The following is a 22,588-nucleotide window of genomic DNA, read 5'->3' as shown; positions in this document are numbered from 1 at the left end:
ATTGCCTGTTCGTCAGGCATGTATGTATCGCCCGGGAAAACGCAATGGTTTACGCCCGGCGGAACCGCGATTTTATAGGCCCGGCCTGATTGCCTTTACATTACGGCGATAGGCGGTGCGGCCATTGTTCAGGTCGTCCACGAGGGGTGTGAAGGCGTGGCTGCCGGCCTCATGCATGACGAGCGGCGCCCGGAACGATAACCTCGCCCGCGAGCCCTTGATGGCGGTGACAAGCATACGCACCGCATCCTCGCCCGGACGCGGATGAATGAGGGTGATCTCCATGCCGCCGAAACGGGCACCGCAGGCGGCAATGATGTCCGCCACCGATTGCGGCCTTGAAATCAGGGAAAGCTGCCCACCCGGAACCATGATCGCGCCAGCCGTCCTGATCCAGTCCTCAAACAGACCCTCCGTCATGGCGTGAGCCTCAGCCTTCAACGCATCCGGCGTGCGGCGATCGCCCGCATCATTATAGGGCGGATTCATGATGACGTGGTGGAAATAGGCGTCCGGCAACCCGGCTTCGACGCGCGCCTTGGCACGCAGGGTCACATCCGCCTGACATAAGCTGACGCGGGCGGAAAAGGCGGCATTTTCCGGCAATGCGAGACTGCGGCGGGCAAATTCCGCCATTTCCGGCGAGCGCTCGTAGAGTGTCACTTCAGCCTTTTCGAGCCGGGCGGCAACAGCAAAGCCCGCCGCACCCGCGCCCGCGCCGAGATCGGCGACCCGGCAGGCGCGCTCATCCGCCACCAACGAGGCGAGAAGCATGGCGTCCATGCCGGCCCGGTGCCCCCTGCCCTTGGGCTGGATGATGTGAAACCTGCCCCGGTGAAAGGCGTCGATCGTTTCGGAAATGCCGCCGCCCACTGCCGCTCAAGCCTCTTCGTTGCGCAGCTCGTCGCCCAGCCCGGCATCGATGAGGATGCGGCGGGCCTGATCGGCACGATCCTCTTCAACCAGAAACCGGCGGGGCAGAAGACCGAGCGAACCTTCCAGAATGCTCATTGCCTGATCGGCGACAAGGCAATGGATACCGGCGTCCTTCATCAGGCTTTCGGCGAAGGACAGCAGCACGGCATCGTTGGTACGGATCAGTTCACGCATGGATAGACCTTAAATTCCCATCTTTTTGAATGGCTAGCGGCAATTCGCCCCTTGCCGCGCAAGGCGTCAGTTTTTATTGTCGAATTCAAATTCGAACTGGAGTCCTGTCCCTTGGGCGTCGTCATACCGCTTGAAGAAAGCAAAAACAAACTCGCATCCGTCAAGCCGCTTGTCGACCTGACCCGCCCCGACATGGAACGGGTGAACCAGCTTATCCTTTCCAAGGCGGGTTCCGATGTCCAGATGATACCTGAGGTGGCCAACCATCTCATCTCGTCAGGCGGCAAGCGCCTGCGTCCGATGCTGACGCTCGCTTCCGCCTCGATGTTCGGTTACGAGGGCGACCACCACATCAAGCTCGCCACCAGCGTGGAATTCATGCACACGGCGACGCTTCTGCATGACGACGTGGTGGATGAAAGCGATCTGCGCCGCGGCAAATCCACCGCCCGCACCATCTGGGGCAACCAGGCAAGCGTTCTCGTCGGCGACTTCCTGCTCGGCCAGGCCTTCCGGATGATGGTGGATGTGGGCTCGCTCGATGCTCTCGACGTGCTGTCCACTGCCGCCTCGGTCATCGCCGAGGGCGAGGTGCTGCAGCTTTCAGTCGCCAAGAACATGGAAACGACGGAAGACGATTATCTGCAGGTGATTCGCGCCAAGACGGCCGCCCTTTTTGCAGCGGCGGCGGAAGTCGGCCCGATCGTTGCGAAGACCGACAAGGCGACCCGCAGCGCGCTCAAATCCTACGGCATGAATCTCGGCCTCGCCTTCCAGCTCGTCGACGACGTGCTGGACTACGGCGGCAAGTCCGCCGATCTCGGCAAGAATACCGGTGATGATTTCCGTGAGGGCAAGATCACCCTGCCGGTCATCCTGTCCTATCGTCGCGGCACCCAGGATGAGCGCGCCTTCTGGCGCAACGCCATCGAAAAGGGTGAAAGCAGCGACGAGAACCTCGAAAAGGCGCTGGGCCTGATCACCAAATATAATGGCCTCGGCGATACGATCGGCCGCGCCACGCATTACGGCACCATCGCCCGCGACGCGCTGGCACCCCTGCCGCAGAGCCCATGGAAAAATGCGCTTCTGGAAGTGATCGACTTCTGCATCGAGCGTCTGAACTGACGCCCAAGGCCCGGGCAAACGGCGGATGGACAAGACCATCACGCCTGATGTCTGGGGGCCAGCTTCTCCGCAAGGCTTGATTGTGGCGTGGGCCATAATTTCTTGCGGGGTTGCTTCAAAAAAGCCATTCTATGGTGACCAAACAATGGAAACTGATTTTTCCGTGCATCTGCACAAAGGCAAAGGTTCCCTCATGCGGCGTAAACCAGCACTCCGTCTTCTCTGCAGCGCGGCTCTTGCCGCCGCTCTCGCAATCGGCGCGGGTGCCAGCCCCGGCTTTGCGGAAACGAAGGCGAAACCGGAAGACAAGGCCGTCACGTTCGATCCCGGCAAGGTGAACACCTTCTCCGGCGCCTTCCTCGCCGGGCGCAATGCCGATGTCGACCAGGACTATCCGACCGCGATTTCGCTTTACAAAAAGGCGCTGGAATTCGATCCGGCCAATACGGAAATCCGCCAGCGGCTGATGATCGCCGAACTCCTGAGCGGCAATTTCGAGGCCGGCGCCAAGATTGCCGATTCGATGAAGGATGACACCTCCGTCGAGCGCGTGACGACCATCGTGCGCGGTCTCGACGCCATCAAGGACAAGGACTTCGCCAAGGCCGAGAAGATACTGAAATACACGGGTCCCAACGATCTCGACCGCATGGTCAATACGCTTTTGACCGCATGGGCGCGTGCCGGCTCCGGCAAGCCGAAGGAAGCGCTGGCGCTGGTCAACAACATGAAGGGCCCGGGCTGGATCTCGATTTTCCAGAAATACAATGCGGCGGCCATCGCCCTTGTTTCCGGCAACAATGAAGCTGCCCGCAAGAGCCTGAACGAGGCGGTGACGGATCGCGAAGGCGGGGCAACCGCCTCCGACACCTATATGCGCGCCGTGATGGCGCTTGCCCGGCTCGAAGCTTCCGCCGGCAACAAGCAGAAGGCGCTGGACGCGATTGCGGTTGGCGATACTTTCGCGCCGAATTACGCGCCGCTGAAGGCGCTTCGACAGGCGATCGAGAGTGGTGACAAGCCAGAGCAGCAGATTACCAATGCCGTGGAGGGCGCTGCCAGCGTCATGTTCTCCATCGCCGGTGCGTTGAACCGCGAAGGTGCGGAAGAAATCGTCACGCTTTATCTGCAGACATCGCGCGCGCTCGATCCGAAGAGCCCGGATACGCTCATCCTTCTCGGCGGCCTCTCCGAAGCGCTGAAACAGCCTGACCGCGCCATCGCCTTCTACCGCGAGGTGCCGAAGGATTCGCCGATGTATCGCATTTCCGAGCTGCAGCTCGGACTGACGCTTGCGCAGACGGGCAAGGTGGACGAGGCGCGCAAGCATCTCCAGTCCCTGCTTGAATCCGATCCGAAGGACGTCCGTTCCTATCTCGCTTATGGCAGCGTGCTTTCGGACGCCAAGGATTACCGCGCCATGGCCGAAAACTACGACAAGGCCATCGAGGTGATCGGCGCCGTGCCGCAGAAATCCGACTGGTCGGTTTTCTTCCAGCGCGGCATCGCCTATGAGCGGCTGAAGGAATGGGACAAGGCCGAACCGAATTTCAAGCGGGCATTGGAATTGAACCCCGAGCAGCCGCAGGTGCTGAACTATCTCGGTTATTCCTGGGTGGACAAGGGCATCAATCTCGACGACGGCATGAAGATGATCAGCCGCGCCGTCGAGCTCCGCCCGAATGACGGCTATATCGTCGATTCGCTTGGCTGGGCGCATTATCGCCTCGGCGCTTTCGATGAGGCCGTGACCGAGCTGGAGCGGGCCATCGAACTCAAGGCCGGCGATCCGACGATCAACGACCATCTGGGTGATGCCTACTGGCGCGTCGGCCGCAAGATCGAGGCGGTCTATCAGTGGAACCGCGCTTTGATCGGCGACAGCGACGATGTGGACAAGGCCAAGGTGAACGAAAAGATCGCCAACGGCCTGCCGCCCCTGGAAAAGGATGCCGAAAACACCGCCAAGAAGGAAGTGGCGCCGCCACCGCCTGCTCCTCCGGCCCCGGCACCGGCCGCCACTCCGGACAAGAAATCCTGACGCGGCATGCGCATGCATGATGTTTCCGGGGCCATCGAGACAATCGAGGCGGCCCCGGCCAAGATCAATCTGGCGCTGCATGTGACCGGCCAGCGAGCGGATGGATACCATCTGCTCGAAACGCTGGTGACATTTACGGCAGCCGGCGACGTCATTCGCATTCGCGACGCTGATGCCGACAGTTTCTCCATCTCCGGTCCCTTCGGCGATCTTTTGCGCGCTGGCGATGGTGGCGACAATCTCGTCACCCGCGCCCGAGACCTGCTGCGCGACGCTCTCCTGTCAACAGGCCAGCCGGCCCGCCCGGTCGCCATTCATCTCGAAAAGAACCTGCCGGTCGCTTCCGGCATCGGCGGCGGCTCGGCGGATGCGGCGGCGACCCTGCGGGGGCTGTTGCGGCACTGGCATGCGGGCATCGATCCACAAAGGCTCGCCTCCCTTGCGCTTACACTTGGTGCGGATGTGCCGATGTGCCTTGAAAGCCGTTCCCTCATCGCGCGGGGCATCGGCGAGGATATAGAGCCAATCTCGGACCTGCCGGCACTCTTTCTGGTGCTTGCCAATCCTCTGAAGGCCGTCTCGACGCCGGAGATTTTCCGGCGATTGCAGAACAAGGCCAATCCGCCGTTGCCGGAGCGTAGAACAGGCGGCTGGATGGATTTTCTTGCGCAAAGCCGCAATGATCTGCAACCGCCTGCACAGGCACTGCTGCCGGAAATCGGCGAAATCGCCGGACTGCTGTCGCAGGAAGATGCTGGCCTTGTGCGCATGTCCGGTTCGGGCGCCAGCTTTTTCGGGATTTTTCATTCCTTCGAGGCCGCCCAAAAAGCGGAAACATCGCTTCGAAAGAAACGTCCCGGCTGGTATTTTCAGGCGACGCGGACCATTTGAGGACCGGACGTTTATTTCGGGAACGGCCAATTCGAGGACAAGACCATGGCAGGCGAAAGACCCTTCATTCCCCTCGGCATCGCGGTCCTGACCGTTTCGGACAGCCGCACGCTGGAGAATGACAAATCCGGCGATACGCTCGTCGCAAGGCTGGAGGAAGCGGGCCACAGGCTCGCAGCGCGCGCCATCGTGCCTGACGACAGGGCAGCGATTGCCGGCACCGTGCGCGACTGGACGCTCTCTGAAGGCGTGGATGTGGTCATTACCACCGGCGGAACCGGTTTTACCGGCCGCGACGTGACGCCGGAAGCGCTGGAACCGCTGTTCGAAAAGCGCATGGACGGGTTTTCCGCCCTCTTCCACCGCATCTCCTATGACAAGATCGGCACCGCCACCATCCAGTCACGCGCAACCGGCGGCGTGGCGAACGCGACCTTCATCTTCGTGCTGCCGGGCTCGCCGGGTGCATGCAAGGATGCGTGGGACGGTATTCTCAAGGCTCAGCTCGATTATCGCCACTTGCCATGCAATTTCGTGGAGATCATGCCGAGGCTGGATGAGCATTTGAAGCGTGGGGCTGGGGGCGTTTAGATCAGAGGATCGAGGGTGGGTGGGCTTTACCCCCTCTGCCCTGCCGGGCATCTCCCCCTCAAGGGGGAGATGCCCGGCAGGGCAGAGGGGGTAAAGCCCCACGCACCTCCGGTTCGCAGACATTGCACACCTCAAAAAACCAATCACGCCAGATATTTCTTGAAGAACTCCGTCGTCCGGCCCCAGGCGAGATCGGCGGCCGCCTTGTCGTAGCGCGCCGAAGACGTATCATTGTTGAAAGCGTGGTTGACGCCGTCGTAAACGAAGATTTCGAAAGTCTTGCCGTTGTCTTCCAGCGCCTTCTTATAGGCATCGATGCCGGCATTGATGCGCTCGTCGAGACCCGCATAGTGCAAGAGCAGCGGCGCCTTGATGGCAGGCACATCGGCCGCCGGGGCCTGCTGGCCGTAATAGGCGACGCCGGCATTCAAGCCCGCCGATTTGGTGGCGAAACGGTTGACCAGCCCGCCGCCCCAGCAGAAACCGACCGCACCGACCTTGCCGTTCGCACCCTGCCTTGCCGCGAGCCACACCCGGCCCGCTTCGGCATTGGCGACCGTTGCATCCATATCGAGGCCGCTGAACATTTCCCGCGCCTTGTCCTCATCGGCAGGCGTACCGCCCTGCGGGGAGAGGAAATCGACCGCAAGCGCCCTGAAACCGGCGAGCGCCACACGCCTTGCCACATCGCGAATATGGTCATTCAGGCCACGGTTTTCGTGGATGACGATGACCGAGCCAATGGGACCGGAAACGGATTTCGGTGTAACGAGATAACCCTTCATCTCACCACCGGGGGCGGGATAGGTCACCTCTTCCGCAACGATACCCGCATCGTCAGGCGCGACGATGGCCGCACGGGCGCTGTTGGCCGAAAGGAGCGGCGCGATGGCTGCCGCAGCTGCGCCGGACCCAGCAAGCACCGTAAGCTTTTCCATGAATTTGCGGCGGTCGAGGCTGAGATGGGTATATTCATCGTAAGCGTCGATCATGGCCTGCGTGATCTTGGGCTTGTCCATCGCTCTATCCTCCTTGAACGCGCGGATGCGGAAGGATAACGCAGATCGCCCCGGGGGGAACGCAGCGGGGGCAAGCGGCGCCACACATTTGCGTGAGCGCCGCGGCCAGGTTTTCACATCAGGCGGCGAGGTCCACGACGATACGGCCGTCGATCTTGCCCTCTTCCATGCGGTGGAAGATATCGTTGATGTTTTCGAGCTTGTCCCAGGAGAAGTGGGCCGCCACCTTGCCTTCGCCGGCGAAGGTCAGCGCTTCCTCCAGATCCTGCCGCGTGCCGACGATGGAGCCGCGCACCGTGATGCGCTTCAGCACCGTGTCGAACACCGGAATGGAGATGAAGCCCGGCGGCAGGCCAACAAGCGCCATGGTGCCCTTGGAGCGCAGGAAGCCATAAGCCTGCTCCATGGCCTTGGGCGAAACCGCCGTCACCAGCGCGCCATGGACGCCGCCGGTCGCCTTCTGCACCTGCTCCACCGCGTCAGGCGCGCGACCATTGACGACGACATCGGCTCCGAGCTTTTTCGCAAGCGCCAGCTTGTCGTCGAAAATATCGGCGGCAACGACATGCATGCCCATGGCCTTGGCATATTGCACGGCCATATGACCGAGGCCGCCAATGCCTGAGATGACCACCCATTCACCGGGCCTGACTTCAGTTTCCTTGAGGCCCTTATAGACGGTGACGCCGGCGCAGAGCACCGGGGCTGCCGGGCCGAATTCCAGATTATCCGGTAGGCGGCCGACGAATTTCGGATCGGCAAGGCCATATTCGGCGAAGCTGCCATTGACGGAATAACCCGAGTTCTGCTGGCTCGGGCAAAGGGTTTCCCAGCCGGTGCGGCACGGAATGCAGCAGCCGCAGGCGGTGTAGAGCCACGGCGTGCCGGCGCGGTCGCCTTCCTTGATGCCGGTGACGCCTGCGCCGATCTTGGCGACATAACCGACGCCTTCATGGCCGGGGATAAAGGGCGGGTTGGGTTTGACCGGCCAGTCGCCCGTTGCGGCGTGCAGGTCGGTGTGGCAAATGCCCGTCGCCTTGTAGTTGATGAGAATTTCACCGGGGCCGGGATCCGGTATCGCCACTTCCTCGATGGTCAGCGGTTTTCCAAACGCGCGGACGACGGCTGCCTTCATTGTTTTCGCCATGACATACTCCCTAATCTCTGCTCGCCTGAAATCCTCGACGGCAGGCAGAGATTAACGGGGATGGGGTCTCATGGAATTGACCTATCGCAAATCGGGTTATTTTAAACGCGCGATTGTCTCACTTATGAGGCAACCTGACGGTGCTGTTTTACTCTAGAGCCAACCAGATGGCGAGCCAGCCCCAGAGGCAGACCAGAAGCGCAAAACCGATGCCGAACAAAGCACCGCGGTGGCGCAGGCGGTTGCTGGTGACATGGACATAGGAATGGGCAAAACGCGAAAGTACGAACAGCCAGGCCAGCACGATGGTGACGATATTGTCCGCATCGGTGATGTAAAGCAGCAGGCAGGCGATGTGAAAGAGGATCGGAAGTTCGAACTGGTTGGCGATATTGCGGTTCACCAGATAGCTTTCCCGCGCTTCCTCGCCTTTGTCACGAAGCCGGATGGCCGATTCGCGATCGGTAAAGGTGTATTTCTTACGCCGGTAAAGCAGCAGCGCGTAAAGCCAGAAAACGAGAAAGACATGGGCGATCATCGGCCAGAACATTGCGGTCGTCGGTGACATGCTTTCTCCTCCAATCATGAAAACGCTCCCCGATCCGGCATGAATCGGGGAGCGCCAAATACTCAGTATCCTTTTACGGATTCGCCTCGAAAGATCAAACCGCGCCGGGGTAGTTCGGGCTTTCGCGGGTGATCGTCACGTCATGGGCGTGGCTTTCGCGCAGGCCCGCGCTGGAGATGCGCACGAAGGTGGCGCGTTCCTGGAATTCCTTGATGTTGCTGCCGCCGACATAACCCATGGCTGCCTTGAGGCCACCTGCCAGCTGGTGCAGGACGCCGGAGACCGGACCCTTATAGGGAACCTGACCTTCGATGCCTTCCGGAACGAGCTTCAGCGTGTCGCGCACTTCCGCCTGGAAATAACGGTCTGCCGAACCGCGCGCCATGGCGCCAACGGAACCCATGCCGCGATAGGCCTTGAAGGAGCGGCCCTGGTAAAGGAACACTTCGCCCGGGCTTTCATCCGTACCGGCAAGCAACGAGCCGATCATGACGGCGGAAGCGCCGGCGGCGATTGCCTTGGCCAGATCGCCCGAGAACTTGATGCCGCCATCGGCGATGACGGGGATATCAGCCGCATTGGCGACTTCCACCGACGACATGATGGCAGCGAGCTGCGGAACGCCGACACCGGCGACGATGCGGGTGGTGCAGATGGAGCCGGGCCCGATACCGACCTTGACGCCATCGGCGCCGGCATCGATCAGCGCCTTGGTGCCATCGGCGGTTGCGACATTGCCGGCGATGATGCGAACCGAGTTCGACATCTTCTTGACCTGTGAGACGGCATCCAGCACGCGCTGCGAGTGGCCATGCGCGGTATCGACGACCAGAAGGTCGACGCCGGCATCGATGAGGCGCTCGGCGCGCTCGATGGCGTCAGCACCGACGCTGATGGCGGCAGCGGCGCGAAGGCGGCCCTGCGCATCCTTGGTGGCGTTGGGGTTCAGCTGCGACTTTTCGATATCCTTGACGGTGATGAGGCCGACGCAATTGCCCTTTCCATCCACCACCAGCAGCTTTTCGATGCGGTGCTTGTGCAGCAGGCGGCGTGCTTCCTGCTGATCGACGCTGCTTTCCTTGACCGTGACCAGGTTTTCGCGGGTCATCAGTTCGTAAATCTTCTGCTGCGGATCGGAGGCGAAGCGCACGTCGCGGTTGGTGAGAATGCCGACGAGGCGGCCGTTCTTGTGGCCGCCGGAACCGCCGTTTTCCACGACCGGAATGCCGGAAATGCCATGCGCCTTCATCAGCGCCTGTGCTTCCGCAAGCGTCGCATCCGGGCCAATGGTGACCGGGTTGACGACCATGCCGCTTTCGAACTTCTTCACCTGCCGGACTTCTTCGGCCTGCTCGATGGGGGTCAGGTTACGGTGGATGACGCCGATGCCGCCGGCCTGGGCCATGGCGATGGCAAGGCGGCCTTCGGTGACCGTATCCATGGCCGAAGACAGGATCGGCAGGTTCAGATCGATATCACGGGCGATGCGGGTGGCGATATTCGTCTGTCCCGGCATGACTTCGGAATGCCCGGGCTGCAGCAACACATCGTCAAATGTGAGAGCGTCCAAACCAGTGGGTGTTTGAATGATGCGTGCCATGACCAAATTCCTTCATAATGAAAATGCGTGGCCGTTCCGGAACGAAAAGTTCACCCCGGCGCCCTGCAAGGATTGCTTGGAAGTTGGCGAGGGCTGGTAACACGTTCATGACAGGAAGGGAATAGAAAAAACCCGGAATTGCCTTCCGGGCTTTCTTTGTTGCTGCATTGCAGCAGATATCAGATGTCGAACTGATAGGATTTCGGCACGAAACGGTAACCCGTATCCAGCTTTTCCGCGTAACCGACAGAAGGGAAAGGCATGTGATAGCCAAGGAAGGCCAGCCGGTCGGTGGCGATCATGTCGTAGACCTTCCTGCGGGTCGCTGCCGCTGCTGCCTTGTCCATGTCGAACTTCACCTCCCAGTCCGGCCTCTGCAGCGAAAGGACAAAATGGTTGGCCGTATCCGCCGTCAGGATCAGCTGTTTGCCTTCCGATTCGACCCGGAAGATCATGTGCCCCGGCGAATGCCCGAAAGCGGCAATGCCGGTAATACCGGAGACCACATTGGCACCATCGCCGATGAAGGTCGCCTTTTCCGCCAGCGGCTTGACGTTGGCGATGACACCCTTGTGGCCGCCTTCGGCAGGCGTGCCGACGCGCTTCTCATCCGTCCAGAAATCATATTCCGCCTGGCCGACCACATAACGCGCCTTTGAAAAGGCCGGTGAGCCTTTTTCCATCAGTCCGCCGATGTGGTCGCCGTGCATGTGGGTCAGCACCACCACGGTTACATCCTCCGGCGTGTAACCGGCAGCCGCCATGCCTTCGATCAGGCGGCCATTGCCCGCGCCGCGGCCGGCCTCGCCAAAACCGGTGTCGAACAGCACGAGGTCCGTGCCGGTGTTGACGAGGACCGGCGAGAAGGAATTGACGAATTGGTCCTTCGGCAGAAAATTATCGTCCAGAAGCTTTCCAACGGTTTCCGCCGACTGGTCCGTGCCGAAGGTCTCGCCGGGATTGGGCGCGGCGCGGGCGCCATCCTTCACCACCAGCACCTCGAAATTGCCGAGCTTGAAGCGATTGGTTTCCGGCGGCATGGCGTGTTTGATCTCCATGGAAGTTTGCGGCTGGTTTGTCTGGGCGGTCGCGGTGCGCGCCATCAACAGCGGCGCGCCGAGGACGCTTGCGCCGGCCGCACCAATGAGGCCGCGCCTGCTCATGTTCAAGGATTGGGTCATCATCTTTCTCCCGATAGCGCCAACTGGCCATGATCGCCAACTGAACTGTGCCCAACGGACAATAGAGCGAGAAAGTTGCAAGGAAATCGGCCTCACGCAGGTTTGATCGGAACTTGAGAAATTGATAATTAACGTGTTGGCAAGCCCGCTTATCAGGCGTAGGAGGAACGGCGATATCCTTTGTCGCAGCGGAAAGCCGCAGGCAGCCTCATGAACCGCATCATTCCCCTCATCCTGGCAGTCGCTCTCTTCATGGAGCAGATGGACTCCACCGTCATTGCAACCTCGCTTCCGGCGATTGCAGCCGACCTCAATGTCGGCCCGATCACGCTCAAGCTCGCGCTGACGGCCTATATGGTGTCTCTGGCGATCTTCATTCCGATCAGCGGCTGGATGGCCGACAAATATGGCGCGAAGAAAATCTTCCGTTTCGCCATCGGCGTCTTCGTTGTCGGGTCCATCTGTTGCGCGGTATCGTCGTCGGTGTTCGAATTCGTGCTCTCGCGTTTCCTGCAGGGCATGGGCGGGGCGATGATGACGCCCGTCGGCCGTCTCGTTCTGCTGCGGACAACAAAGCGGACCGAACTTGTTTCCGCCATGGCGCTGTTGACGATACCGGCGCTTGTCGGCCCGCTCACCGGTCCGCCGATCGGCGGCTTCATCACCACCTATTTTTCATGGCACTGGATTTTCCTGATCAACGTGCCCATCGGCGTCATCGGCATCTGGCTGTCGACGATCTTCCTGCCAGAAATCGAAACCACCAATCCGCCGCCGATGGACGGCAAGGGTTTCGTGTTATCCGGCATTGCCGCCTCGGGCGTTGTCTTCGGCGTTTCGGTCGTCAGCCTTCCGGCATTGCCGCCCGCCATCGGCATCGCCTCGACGATCATCGGGTTTATCTGCGGTTTTCTTTACCTGCGCCACGCCGCCCGTCACCCCGCCCCGATTCTGGACTTTCGCATCTTCCAGAATGCGACCTTCCGGGCGGCCTCCGTTGGCGGCACCATCTTCCGCATCTCGACGGGCGCCATCCCGTTCCTGATGCCGCTGATGCTGCAGATCGGTTTCGGGCTCAACCCGTTCCAATCCGGCATGATCACTTTTGCGGGCGCGATTGGCGCTATCACCACCAAATTCATGGCCAAGCGCGTCTTTGCGGCAACGGGGTTCCGATCGACGCTGATCGGGGCCGGCATCGTCGGCGCCTGCACGACGCTCGCCAACAGCTTTTTCACGCCTGAGACCCCCTACCCCCTGATTATGATCTTCCTGGTCACGGCGGGATTTGCCCGGTCGTTCTTCTTCACCGGGTCGAACGCGCTCAGCTATTCCGATATTGAAGACAGCCAGGCAAGTCAGGCGACCTCGATGGCGTCGGTGATGCAGCAGATCAGCCTGGCGCTTGGCGTGGCTTTCGCCGCTTCCATTCTGGAAGTCAGCAGCATGATGTCCGGCACGCATCTTCAGCTTGCCGATTTCCACATCGCCTTCACCATCGTCGCGCTCGTCTCGCTCTTCGCCATCGTGCCGATCATCCGCATGGACGCACAGGCGGGAGCGGCCGTCTCCGGCCACCGCGGCAAGGTTTCGCAACCGGCGGAATGATCAGTCTTCGGCGGCCTCAGTGGCGTCCGCATCGATTTGCGGCTCGCCCTTGCGGCCCTTGAAGTGCTTGGCAAGCAGGAACATTTCGACCGATTCCGAGCGCGACGAGGCAGGCTTGATGTGCAGGACCTGCTTGAAGTTCTTTTTCAGCATGTCCAGCAGGGCCTTTTCCGTGCCGCCCTGGAAGGTCTTGGCAAGGAAATGGCCGCCCTCCGCCAGCACCTGAACCGCGAAATCGGCTGCGACTTCACACAGATGCATGGTGCGGATGTGGTCGGTCTTCTGGTGGCCCGTGGTTGGCGCCGCCATGTCGGACAGCACCAGATCGGGCGTGCCGCCGACGGCCTCCATCAGCTTTTCGGGTGCGGAGGGGTCGAGGAAGTCGAGCTGCAGGATTTTCACGCCGGGAATGGGATCGATCTCGAGGAAATCGATGGCGGCGACGCGAATATCGTCTTCGGTGGAATCCGTCACCTTCGAAGCGATCTGCGACCAGCTTCCAGGTGCCGCACCAAGGTCGATGATGCGGGTCGCACCCTTCAATATCTGGTGCTTATCGTTGATTTCCAGAAGCTTGAAGGCGGCGCGGGCGCGATAGCCCTCAAGCCTGGCGCGCTGGACGTAGGGGTCATTGATATGACGTTCAAGCCAACGGCGCGATGAGGCCTTGAGTTTGGTCTTCTTGACCTTCTGGCCGATCTTTCGGCCGGTGCGATTGGTGCTTGTGGGCGCCTTGCTCATGTCAAACCTTCCGTCCTGTCCTGCCGTGCCATCTGCATGCGCCTTATGCGGTTGCGCCGCCATGCGCCGTCATCCGCCATCATATCCGTCAGCAGGCCCTCGCGAAGACCGCGATCGGCCACGCGCATGCGGCGCGACGGCCAGCGGCGGCGAATGGCCTCGAGGATCGCACAACCGGCCAGAACCAGATCGGCCCGATCAGGACCGATGCAGGCATTGGCGGCGCGGCCGGCGAAATCCCATGCCAGAAGCTTGTCCTGCATGGCCGTCACTTCGGCGTCGGAAAGCCAGAGGCCATCCACCTTGCGGCGATCATATCGCGGCAGATCGAGATGAACGCCCGCAAGCGTCGTTACAGTACCCGAGGTCCCGATGAGATGAAAATCCTCATGATGCAATTGCGGCGCCAGAGGCGGGCAATGGAACGCATCGAGCAGCCCCTCGACTTCCCGCACCATGGCCGCGAAGACATCAGGCGTCACATCGCGGCCGCCATGGCGTTCAGAGAGCGTGACGACGCCGACCGGAAGCGATGTCCAATGCGTGATATGGTTGGCGAGCCGGTTGGAACGGTTTTCACCGACCTTGATAACCGCGATTTCCGAAGATCCGCCGCCGATATCGAACAGCACGACCGAACGCGCCTCGCGCCCGACAAGCGAGGCGCAGCCCGATACCGCAAGGCGGGCTTCCGTCTCGCGGCTGATGATTTCAAGCCTGAGCCCGGTTTCGCGGGTGACCCGCTCCAGAAACGCCTCGCCATTGGATGCGGCCCGGCAGGCTTCGGTGGCGATCAGCCGCATGCGCCTGATCGGGCGACCGGCAAGTTTCGAAGAGCAAACCTTGAGGGCCTCCACCGCGCGGTCCATCGCATCGTCGGAAAGGCGACCGCTCGACACCAGGCCCTCGCCCAGCCGGACGATGCGCGAAAAGGCGTCGACGACCCGGAACTGGCCGGGCCGTGTCGGCTGCGCAATCAGCAGACGGCAATTATTGGTACCGAGATCGAGCGCCGCATACATATCCGTCGCCGGTTCCGCACCATGATCGTGCTGGCGCGTGGCGTGACGGGCAGAAATTTCAGATTGTTGACGATGCGGCTCCTGAGCCGCCCCATTGGCACGGCCATTCTGCTTGCCGACATGTCGCGGCGCGTGCGAGGGGACGAGCGGCCTGCCCTGTGGATCGCGACCGCGTGGATCGCGATGAGCCCGCTTGCGGTTGCGCGACTTGCGACCGCCACCTGGAGGCACCGGGGATGGGTTGGTAACATCGGGTACGGTTGAGGCCTGCACCTGCTCGCCGGGCGCAGACGGCGTCTGCTGTGAAGCACCTTTGCCGCGAGAACGACGGCGGCGCTTTCTCTTGCGCGGTTCTGCATCCGGCTCGAGAGCCGATACATGAGGGGAACCGGCCGGAACATCTGCGGCAACATCATGCGACAGCACAGCGGCGTCACGGGGCTTACCGTCACGCTTGTGTTTCTTGCCACGACGGGATCGCTTCGCTTTCCCTTTGTTTGCCACCGACGCCCCTTGGTCCGACGGCTTTGGGCCGTTTCCGGGGTCGATCACTATCTTGTCCATTTCGCCGCGCACAAGCGTAGAAGCTATGCTGCTGGCTTTCATAAGGTTTCGTTGGGCCGACAATACCAGCGCAAGAGATTTTAGCCAAATGGTTTTTGGGGGTCTGAAAACGGCAGGGGGTTCACACGCCAGCAGAGGCTGTGCGCGGGCTGGCAAAATCGCGGCAATGATTTCTGGGGATTTTCGGGAACCGTGAAACGGGAAAATACTCCCATCTCCCGGTAAGTCCTTGTAGCATTTGAACTTATCGGGAGAAGGGAATGGTACGGTTGAGTGGGGTCGAACCACCGACCTCAGGTGCCACAAACCTGCGCTCTAACCAACTGAGCTACAACCGCACATGAAACGCCGAAGCGGCGTCACGGGGGGTGACATAAAAGGAGTTTCCCCCATTTGCAAGTGCCTCATTGAATTTTGCGAAAAAAGGCATCGAAAGGCAAGTGCTTTTCATACCGTGGAGCCCGATGGCAGGTGGCGGCCGGGGGTGTCCCACGTCATTGGCAAGGGGCTGACTGCGGGCCTGTTCATGTTAACTCTGTTTGGCGATTCATCCGCCGGATGGTGGACCGCGCCGCGCTGTGAAGTTATTTAAAATTCTGTTAACGTGGTGCCTCAGCGGGTTTACGTTTCAGCTTCATGAGGAGGCTGACAAAGCCCCGCAAGGTCCGGTAGTGCCAGAATAGGTTTCGACATGCCCGCCGTCCAGTATCCCTTTATCGATATCGCAGTGCATGAACGGGTGCGTGAAGGTTTCGGGCGAGGCGAGGCGATGGCTTTGTTTTCCCTCGACCTCCAGAACGCCCTTTGGGCAAACGGGCGGGGTGCCGCGCTGTTCGGCACGCCGATGGTCTATGATTTTCTGGAACAGGGCCCGAAGCGGCAGGACGTGACCTTCCGGCAGCTGGCGGCGACGGCGGCGCGGCTTTCCAAGGCGGGCGACAGCCTGCCGTTTACCATTCGCATCAATGCCGGTTTCCGCAGCCTTGCGGTCACCGCCAAAGCAGAAATCATCGAGGCCGAGCCGGGCCAGCCCGCCATTCTGTTTTCCGCCCTTACCGACCAGACCGCGCCCGACGTGGCGGAATGCGCCCGGCGCATGATCGAAGGTTTTGACGATCCGGACATCCATATTGCGGTCATCGACGGCGAAAACGAGATTGTCGCCGCCTCGGCCAGGTTTGCGTCGCTCGGCATCACGCCGCACACGGCAAGGACGCTGGTGCGGATGGCCGCAGGACAATCCGGCCATCTCGTCAAACGGCCCGTGCCGACCGGAAAGGGTTATTTGCCCGCAGCCACCGGCCAGATCACAACCTCGCCCGAACTCAACCTGCTGTTCGTGGTCGAGACCGCACTTGGGACGCTCGACCCCGTAAACGGTTTTGCCGAAGACAGGCCGCAGCAAGCCGCGCCTGACGCCGAGCCCGCTTTGCCGGTTGCGGAGGCTACGCCGGTTGCCGCATCGGTCGCCTCCTTCGATTCTGTCCTCGACGCGGTCGCTGACATCGAGGATGTGGACGACGTACCGGAACTGTCTTCCGACGCCGAAGACGAGATGGTGGCGGAACAGGAAGAAGCCACCGTCCTGCCGGTTGCCGCAGAGGAACAGGCGGAGGCCCCGCTGGATATCTTCGTGGAGGACACGGAGACAGCGGCGAACGAGGCGATGACCGACGATATTGCCGATCTCTTCGAACTCGATGCGGATGAGCTGGAGGTTCCGGCGACCGACCGCATCATTGGCGAGGACCATGCTGGCGAGGCGCTCGAAGAAGCAGAGAGCGAAGCGGCAGACGTTGAAGTCGCTGAAACGGTGACGGCGGATATCGCTTTATCGCCTGAAGACGACACCTCGGCGGCAACAGACCCAACAGAAGAGGCTCAGCCTTTTGTCTTTAATGCCGGCGCACGCGCATCCCGCTTCGTCTGGAAAATTGATGCGGAGGGGCGCTTCAGCTCCATCTCGCATGAATTTGCGGAGGCCGTTGGCGCAAAGGCGGCGGCTGTCGAAGGCATGGGCTTTGCCGATGTCGCAGCGCTTTTCAACCTCGATCCGGATGGTAAGATTCGCGAGCTTCTCGGTCGTCGCGACACCTGGTCGGGCAAGACGATCTATTGGCCGGTGGAGGGCACTTCCCTCATGGTGCCCATCGATCTAGCCGCCCTGCCCACCTATACGCGCTCGCGCGAATTCGACGGTTTTCGCGGTTTCGGCATCGTGCGGCTCGCCGATGCCACTGAAGATCCCCATGCTATCGGCCTGACCTTCCTGGAAGGCGCAGAGGCTGCTCCGACTGAGGTTTTACCGCAGCCCGCCATCGAGGATGAAAGCCACGAATTGCTGGCATTTCTTGATGATGGCGATGAGCTGGACGCGGCGCAGGCCGAGGCCGACGTGGCGGAAGACGATGAAGCCCCGGCAACGGCGGCCGATATATCTGAGACGGCACTGCCCGAGGTTTCGGCCGAGGCAGAGCATCACGATTACAGCCCGCCGGAATTCGAAGTGCCGGTATTGGCAACAGCGCCAACCCCGGAGCCAGAACCGGAACCCGCTTATTCCGACAAGATCGTGCATCTTGAAGAGCGCCGCTCGCGCTCCCGCGAGGGGCTGACCGCAGGCGAACAGGCCGCCTTCCGGGAAATCGGCCGGACATTGGCACCTACGGATGCTGTTTCGGACGAAAATCCGACGTCGGAGAAAGAAGCTCTTTTCACGGAGTCGCATGTATCCGCCGAGCCGGTCGTGCAGGATGTTGCCGACGATATCGATGCCGGAACGCCGGTGGACAGGCCACCCGCGGAAGAAGACGTCAGGACGACGGAAGCGGCCGAGGAAGACGATCTCTTCGCGGACTATGTTCGCGGCGAAGGCCCGGCACCCATTCACGCGCCCACGACCCCGATCGATAGCGACGAGAAGGAAGAAGTCGCAACGGACGTGCAGCCGGTGGCCGATATTGCTGCTGCAATGGTCAGCCCGCCGCTGCGCCCCGCCGATGCGCTGAGCGCTGAAACGCTGGACCAGATGCCCGTGGCGCTGCTGGTGCATGCCGGCGACAGGCTGATCCACGCCAATCCTGATTTCCTGCGGCTGACGGGTTACGGCTCTCTCGATGAATTGCATGAGGTCGGCGGGCTGGAGGCACTGCTGCAACGGCAGGAGCTGGAGAATATGCCCGACAATGAAGGCGGCATGGTCGTCGTCAGCGCCGAAAACGATATCATTCCGGTCAAGGCACGGCTGCAATCCATCCGCTGGGAAGAGACCAAAGCGCTGATGCTGTCGCTGGTACCGCTGGAAGAGAAGCAGGCACCGGTTGCAGCGGCGAATGAAAATACGGCAGCCGCCGAAACGGCGAATGCGGAGGCCGGTAGCCTTTCCCTGCTGCAGGGCGAAGTCGAGGAGCTGCATTCCATTCTGGAAACGGCGACCGACGGTGTGGTGCTTCTGGGCGACGAGGGCGAAATCCGTTCGCTTAACCGTTCCGCCAGTGCGCTGTTCAACTATGACAATGGCGAGATCGCCGGGAAACCCTTCGTCACGCTGTTTGCGCATGAAAGCCAGCGAGCCGTTTTGGACTATCTCTCCGGCCTTGCCAATAATGGTGTGGCCAGCGTGCTGAACGATGGCCGCGAAGTGATCGGCCGTGAGGCTTCCGGCGGTTTTCTGCCGCTGTTCATGACCATTGGCCGGCTCAAGTCCTCGCATGGTTATTGCGCCGTCATCCGTGACATCACCCAGTGGAAACGCACGGAAGAAGAGCTGCGTAATGCCAAGCGGGCGGCGGAAACCGCCAATGCCCACAAGACCGATTTTCTGGCGCGCGTCAGCCATGAAATCCGTACGCCGCTCAACGCCATCATCGGTTTCTCCGACATGATGGCAACCGAACGTTTCGGGCCGATCGGCAATCCGCGTTATGTGGAATATGCCAATGATATTGGCCGTTCGGGCCGGCACGTGCTCGACATCGTCAACGATCTGCTCGACATCTCCAAGATCGAAGCCGGTCAGATGGACGTGGATTTCATCGCCGTGCCGCTGAACGAGACGGTGGCCGAAGCGGTCTCGCTGGTGCAGCCGCAGGCCAATAACCAGCGTGTCATTATCCGCACGGCACTTTCGCAATCCGTGCCGCAGATCGTCGCCGATCTGCGTTCGATCAAGCAGATCGTGCTCAACATCCTGTCGAACGCCATCCGCTTTACGCCATCAGGCGGCCAGATCGTCGTTTCCACCGCCTATGAGGCCAATGGCAGCGTGTCGCTGCGCATTCGCGACACCGGCATCGGCATGACGCGGGCTGAACTGGAGCAGGCGATGAAACCCTTCCGGCAGGTGGCATCATCAGGCAAGCGCGTGCGCGGCGACGGCACCGGGCTCGGCCTGCCGCTGACCAAGGCCATGGTGGATGCCAATCGCGCCAACTTTTCCATCACCTCGACACCAAATGAAGGAACGCTGGTGGAAATCACCTTTCCGTCACAGCGGGTTCTTGCCAACTGAGGCCATGCGGGCGTAGCAATGCGAAAGCCGCCGGCGCAATGATGCCGGTTGAGGCCTTTGCACGACAGTAGACTGGCATGTCCATGACGGTTTCCCTTCCGGCAACAAGACGCTTTTCATTGTTGCCCATAACGGCGGTCATTGTCGCAGCCATTGCCGCCATGCCCATTCTGGCGATCTTCTGGCTGGCGTTGACCGGCAGCACCGAGGGATGGCAGCATCTTCTTGCCAATGTTCTGCCGCGCGCCGGATTTCGCACCTTTCTGCTTCTGGGGATGACAGCAGCGATGACCACATTCTTCGGCATCGTCTGCGCCTGGCTTGTCACCACATTCGAATTTCCGCTGCGGCGGGTACTCTCTGCGGCACTCGTCCTGCCACTTGCCATTCCCTCCTATCTGGCGGCCTATGCATTCGGCGAGTTTCTGGATTTCACCGGCCCGGTGCAGAGCGCCGTCCGCGCCGCCTTCGGTTATCACAGTATCCGCGACTACTGGTTTCCGGACATACGCTCACTCGGTGGCGCGGTCGTGGTGCTGAGTTCGGTGCTTTACCCCTATGTCTATCTTTCGGCCCGGGCAGCGTTTTCCATGCAGGGGCGGTTTGCGGCCGAGGCCGCACGCACGCTCGGCGCAAAACCGCTGAATGTGTTCTTTTCCGTGCAATTGCCGATGGCGCGGCCGGCAATCGCCATAGGGCTTTCCCTGGTATTGATGGAAACGCTGAACGATATCGGCGCGGTCGAATATCTCGGCGTGCAGACGCTGACCTTCACGATCTATGAGACCTGGCTCAATCGCGGCAACCTCGCCAATGCGACGCAGATCGCCGCCGTCATCCTGCTCATTGTCGGTGTGTTGATCGTCATTGAACGCAATGCCCGCGAAAGACAGCGCTTTGCCGCACCGAAAGCCACCAGCATGGCGCAGCGCCACCGGCTGAAACAGCTTGGAGGCTGGCGGCGCTGGTCCGCGAGCCTGTTCTGCCTGCTTCCCGTTTTGAGCGGCTTCCTTATTCCCGTGATCGTTCTTGGCGGTTACGCCGTGAAAAGGCTGGATGCGCTGTTTTCACCGAAGCTTCTGAAAGCGCTCGGGCATAGTCTTGAGGTCTCGCTTTCCGCCGCTTTCGTGACGCTGATTGCGGCTTTCGTCTTCTCCTACGCCATCCGCACCGAGCGCTCCCGCACTTCAAAGGTGGCCGCGCGCCTCGGCTCCATGGGCTATGGCGTGCCGGGAACGGTGCTTGCGATAGGCGTGCTCATCCCGCTGGCCGGTCTCGACAATCGCGTTGACGGGCTCATCCGGTCACATTTCGGGTTTTCAAGCGGCCTGCTGCTTTCCGGCACTGCCTTCGCCATCATCTACGCCCATAGCGTGCGCTTCATGACCATGGCGGAAGGCACGCTCGATGCCGGTTTCCAGAAGCTTTCGCCGCATATCGACATGGCCTCGCGGACGCTTGGACGCAACCGGGCGCAGACGCTGTTCAAGGTGCTATTGCCCAATATGCGGCCTGCGGCGCTGACCGCCTTTCTGCTGGTCCTGATCGAATCCATGAAGGAGCTGCCGGCCACGATCCTGCTCAGGCCTTTCGGCTTCAACACGCTTGCCACACTGGTCTATGAGGATGCCTCCCGCTCGCGGGTGCAGGATGCCGCCGTGCCGGCCATCATCATCATTCTCGCCGGTCTTATACCCGTGCTTCTCGTCTCAAAATCGATGGATCACCCGGAAAACCGCTGAACGGCACCCGGACTGGCGACAAAAAGAAAGGCGGCCTTGCGACCGCCTGTATTAGTTGTGCTTTTTCAACGAGAGAAAGGGGGACAACCTCGCCATATGGAAATTATCAATCCCGGCTATCAAAATTTTGACAGCCCTGCGTTGGGTTTACTTTCCGCCAACTCCTATTAACAAGCGGTTAAAACCAAAATCGATCAATTACCGACGATAATTCCTATTTTTAGACCTTAGAGGCCCAAAATTAAATTATGAGTTTCTAATTTCCTTGCGATTACAACAGTAACGCGCAGAAATCGAAACGGACCATTCCATCAGTGGCGCGCGGCCGCGTGCTCGTCCCTCATCCGCTGGAGCTCGGTGCGTTTGGAGGCGATGGAAGCGACAATCACGCCGATGGTGACGAGGCCGATGAGGATCGTGCAGATCGCGTTGATTTCCGGCGTCACGCCGAGGCGAACCTGGGAATAGATCTTGATCGGCAGCGTGGTTGCGCCGGGGCCGGTTGCGAAGCTGGCGATCACGAGATCGTCGAGCGACAGGGTGAAGGCCAGCATCCAGCCGGCGATGACGGCGGGGAAGATCAGCGGCAGGGTGATACGGAAGAACGTCTTGACCGGCGGGCAGCCGAGATCGAGCGCCGCCTCCTCCAGACTCCGATCGAAGGTCAACAGGCGCGACTGCACGACGATCGCCACGTAACACATGGTGAAAGTCGTATGGGCGATGACCACCGTCCAGAAACCGCGATCCACCCCGACGGCCACGAACAGGAGCAGCAGCGACAGGCCGGTGATGACCTCAGGCATGACGAGCGGCGCATAGATCATGCCGGAAAACAGCACGCGTCCCGGGAAGCGCGCGAAGCGGGTGAGCGACAGCGCCGCCAGCGTTCCGAGGATGGTGCCGATGGTGGCGCTGAGGATGCCGACGCGCAGCGTCACCCAGGCGGCATCCATCAGCCCCTGGTTGGACCACATGGAGCGGTACCATTGCAGGGAAAAGCCGCCCCAGACGGTGACGAGCTTGGAAGCGTTGAAGGAATAAACGATCAGGATGATGATCGGGATATAAAGAAAGGCAAAACCGAGGGTGAGGACGGTGATGTCGAATTTTCCGCGCTTCATG

General features: G+C 60.9%; 17 protein-coding genes and 1 tRNA gene. 7 read left to right on the top strand and 11 right to left on the bottom strand.

The features are described 5' to 3' along the window. Positions 1–72 precede the first annotated feature (72 nt). Both FY152_01435 and FY152_01430 read right to left on the bottom strand, forming a co-directional pair. Positions 73–873, bottom strand: coding sequence for a tRNA1(Val) (adenine(37)-N6)-methyltransferase (locus FY152_01435; protein UXS30814.1), 801 nt, complete (start codon positions 871–873; stop codon positions 73–75). 6 nt (positions 874–879) lie between these two features. After that, positions 880–1,110, bottom strand: coding sequence for a DUF2007 domain-containing protein (locus tag FY152_01430; protein ID UXS30813.1), 231 nt, complete (start codon positions 1,108–1,110; stop codon positions 880–882). 111 nt (positions 1,111–1,221) lie between these two features. Here FY152_01430 and FY152_01425 point away from each other — a divergent pair, with 111 nt between their 5' ends. The 4 genes from FY152_01425 (at position 1,222) to moaB (ending at position 5,761) form a co-directional block, all read left to right on the top strand. Further along, positions 1,222–2,238 carry a polyprenyl synthetase family protein gene (locus tag FY152_01425; protein UXS30812.1) on the top strand — a complete coding sequence of 339 codons (1,017 nt, stop codon included), beginning with the start codon at positions 1,222–1,224 and terminating at the stop codon, positions 2,236–2,238. A gap of 145 nt (positions 2,239–2,383) precedes the next feature. After that, positions 2,384–4,279, top strand: coding sequence for a tetratricopeptide repeat protein (locus FY152_01420; GenBank protein UXS30811.1), 1,896 nt, complete (start codon positions 2,384–2,386; stop codon positions 4,277–4,279). A gap of 6 nt (positions 4,280–4,285) precedes the next feature. Further along, positions 4,286–5,170, top strand: coding sequence for a 4-(cytidine 5'-diphospho)-2-C-methyl-D-erythritol kinase (locus FY152_01415; protein UXS30810.1), 885 nt, complete (start codon positions 4,286–4,288; stop codon positions 5,168–5,170). 45 nt (positions 5,171–5,215) lie between these two features. Then, the gene (moaB, locus tag FY152_01410) at positions 5,216–5,761 is read left to right on the top strand and encodes a molybdenum cofactor biosynthesis protein B (protein ID UXS30809.1); all 546 of its coding nucleotides are present in this window, start codon (positions 5,216–5,218) and stop codon (positions 5,759–5,761) included. A gap of 143 nt (positions 5,762–5,904) precedes the next feature. Here moaB and FY152_01405 read toward each other — a convergent pair whose 3' ends face one another. The 5 genes from FY152_01405 to FY152_01385 all read right to left on the bottom strand — a co-directional run bounded on the left by FY152_01405 (position 5,905) and on the right by FY152_01385 (position 11,276). Next, the gene (locus FY152_01405) at positions 5,905–6,780 is read right to left on the bottom strand and encodes a dienelactone hydrolase family protein (protein ID UXS30808.1); all 876 of its coding nucleotides are present in this window, start codon (positions 6,778–6,780) and stop codon (positions 5,905–5,907) included. A gap of 118 nt (positions 6,781–6,898) precedes the next feature. Continuing rightward, positions 6,899–7,927: an alcohol dehydrogenase AdhP gene (gene adhP / locus FY152_01400; protein UXS30807.1), complete on the bottom strand. Its 1,029-nt coding sequence runs from the start codon at positions 7,925–7,927 to the stop codon at positions 6,899–6,901. A 148-nt stretch (positions 7,928–8,075) separates the two neighbouring features. Next, entirely contained in the window at positions 8,076–8,477 is a 402-nt protein-coding gene (locus FY152_01395; protein ID UXS33176.1) for a hypothetical protein, read from the bottom strand. Between the two features lie 112 nt (positions 8,478–8,589). Next, positions 8,590–10,095, bottom strand: coding sequence for an IMP dehydrogenase (gene guaB / locus FY152_01390; GenBank protein ID UXS30806.1), 1,506 nt, complete (start codon positions 10,093–10,095; stop codon positions 8,590–8,592). 179 nt (positions 10,096–10,274) lie between these two features. Beyond that, positions 10,275–11,276: an MBL fold metallo-hydrolase gene (locus FY152_01385; GenBank protein ID UXS30805.1), complete on the bottom strand. Its 1,002-nt coding sequence runs from the start codon at positions 11,274–11,276 to the stop codon at positions 10,275–10,277. Positions 11,277–11,486: 210 nt separating this feature from the next. Between FY152_01385 and FY152_01380 the strand changes: the two genes are divergently transcribed. Next, a complete protein-coding gene (locus FY152_01380) occupies positions 11,487–12,884 on the top strand; it encodes a multidrug efflux MFS transporter (GenBank protein ID UXS33175.1) in 1,398 nt (465 codons plus the stop codon). Here the strand turns inward: FY152_01380 and FY152_01375 are convergent, their stop codons facing one another. The 3 genes from FY152_01375 to FY152_01365 form a co-directional block, all read right to left on the bottom strand. Beyond that, positions 12,885–13,625, bottom strand: a complete 741-nt coding sequence (locus FY152_01375) for an RlmE family RNA methyltransferase (GenBank protein ID UXS30804.1) — start codon at positions 13,623–13,625, stop codon at positions 12,885–12,887. It lies immediately after the preceding gene. Beyond that, positions 13,622–15,253, bottom strand: coding sequence for a Ppx/GppA family phosphatase (locus tag FY152_01370; GenBank protein ID UXS30803.1), 1,632 nt, complete (start codon positions 15,251–15,253; stop codon positions 13,622–13,624). The genes FY152_01375 and FY152_01370 overlap by 4 nt, the downstream gene beginning before the upstream one ends. A gap of 219 nt (positions 15,254–15,472) precedes the next feature. Beyond that, a tRNA-His gene (locus FY152_01365) sits at positions 15,473–15,549 on the bottom strand. Positions 15,550–15,902: 353 nt separating this feature from the next. Between FY152_01365 and FY152_01360 the strand changes: the two genes are divergently transcribed. Next, on the top strand, positions 15,903–19,721 hold the full coding sequence (locus FY152_01360) for a PAS domain S-box protein (protein ID UXS30802.1): 3,819 nt from the start codon (positions 15,903–15,905) through the stop codon (positions 19,719–19,721). A 77-nt stretch (positions 19,722–19,798) separates the two neighbouring features. Continuing rightward, complete coding sequence (locus FY152_01355; protein UXS30801.1) at positions 19,799–21,463, top strand: iron ABC transporter permease; 1,665 nt, start codon at positions 19,799–19,801, stop codon at positions 21,461–21,463. 311 nt (positions 21,464–21,774) lie between these two features. On the opposite strand, the gene FY152_01350 is transcribed toward FY152_01355, so the two are convergent. Then, entirely contained in the window at positions 21,775–22,587 is an 813-nt protein-coding gene (locus FY152_01350; protein ID UXS30800.1) for an ABC transporter permease subunit, read from the bottom strand. Between the last annotated feature and the right edge of the window lies 1 nt (position 22,588).

It is taken from the genome of Agrobacterium tumefaciens (assembly GCA_025560025.1).
Taxonomy (GTDB): Bacteria; Pseudomonadota; Alphaproteobacteria; order Rhizobiales; family Rhizobiaceae; genus Agrobacterium.
This window is presented reverse-complemented; position numbering and strand designations above follow the sequence as displayed.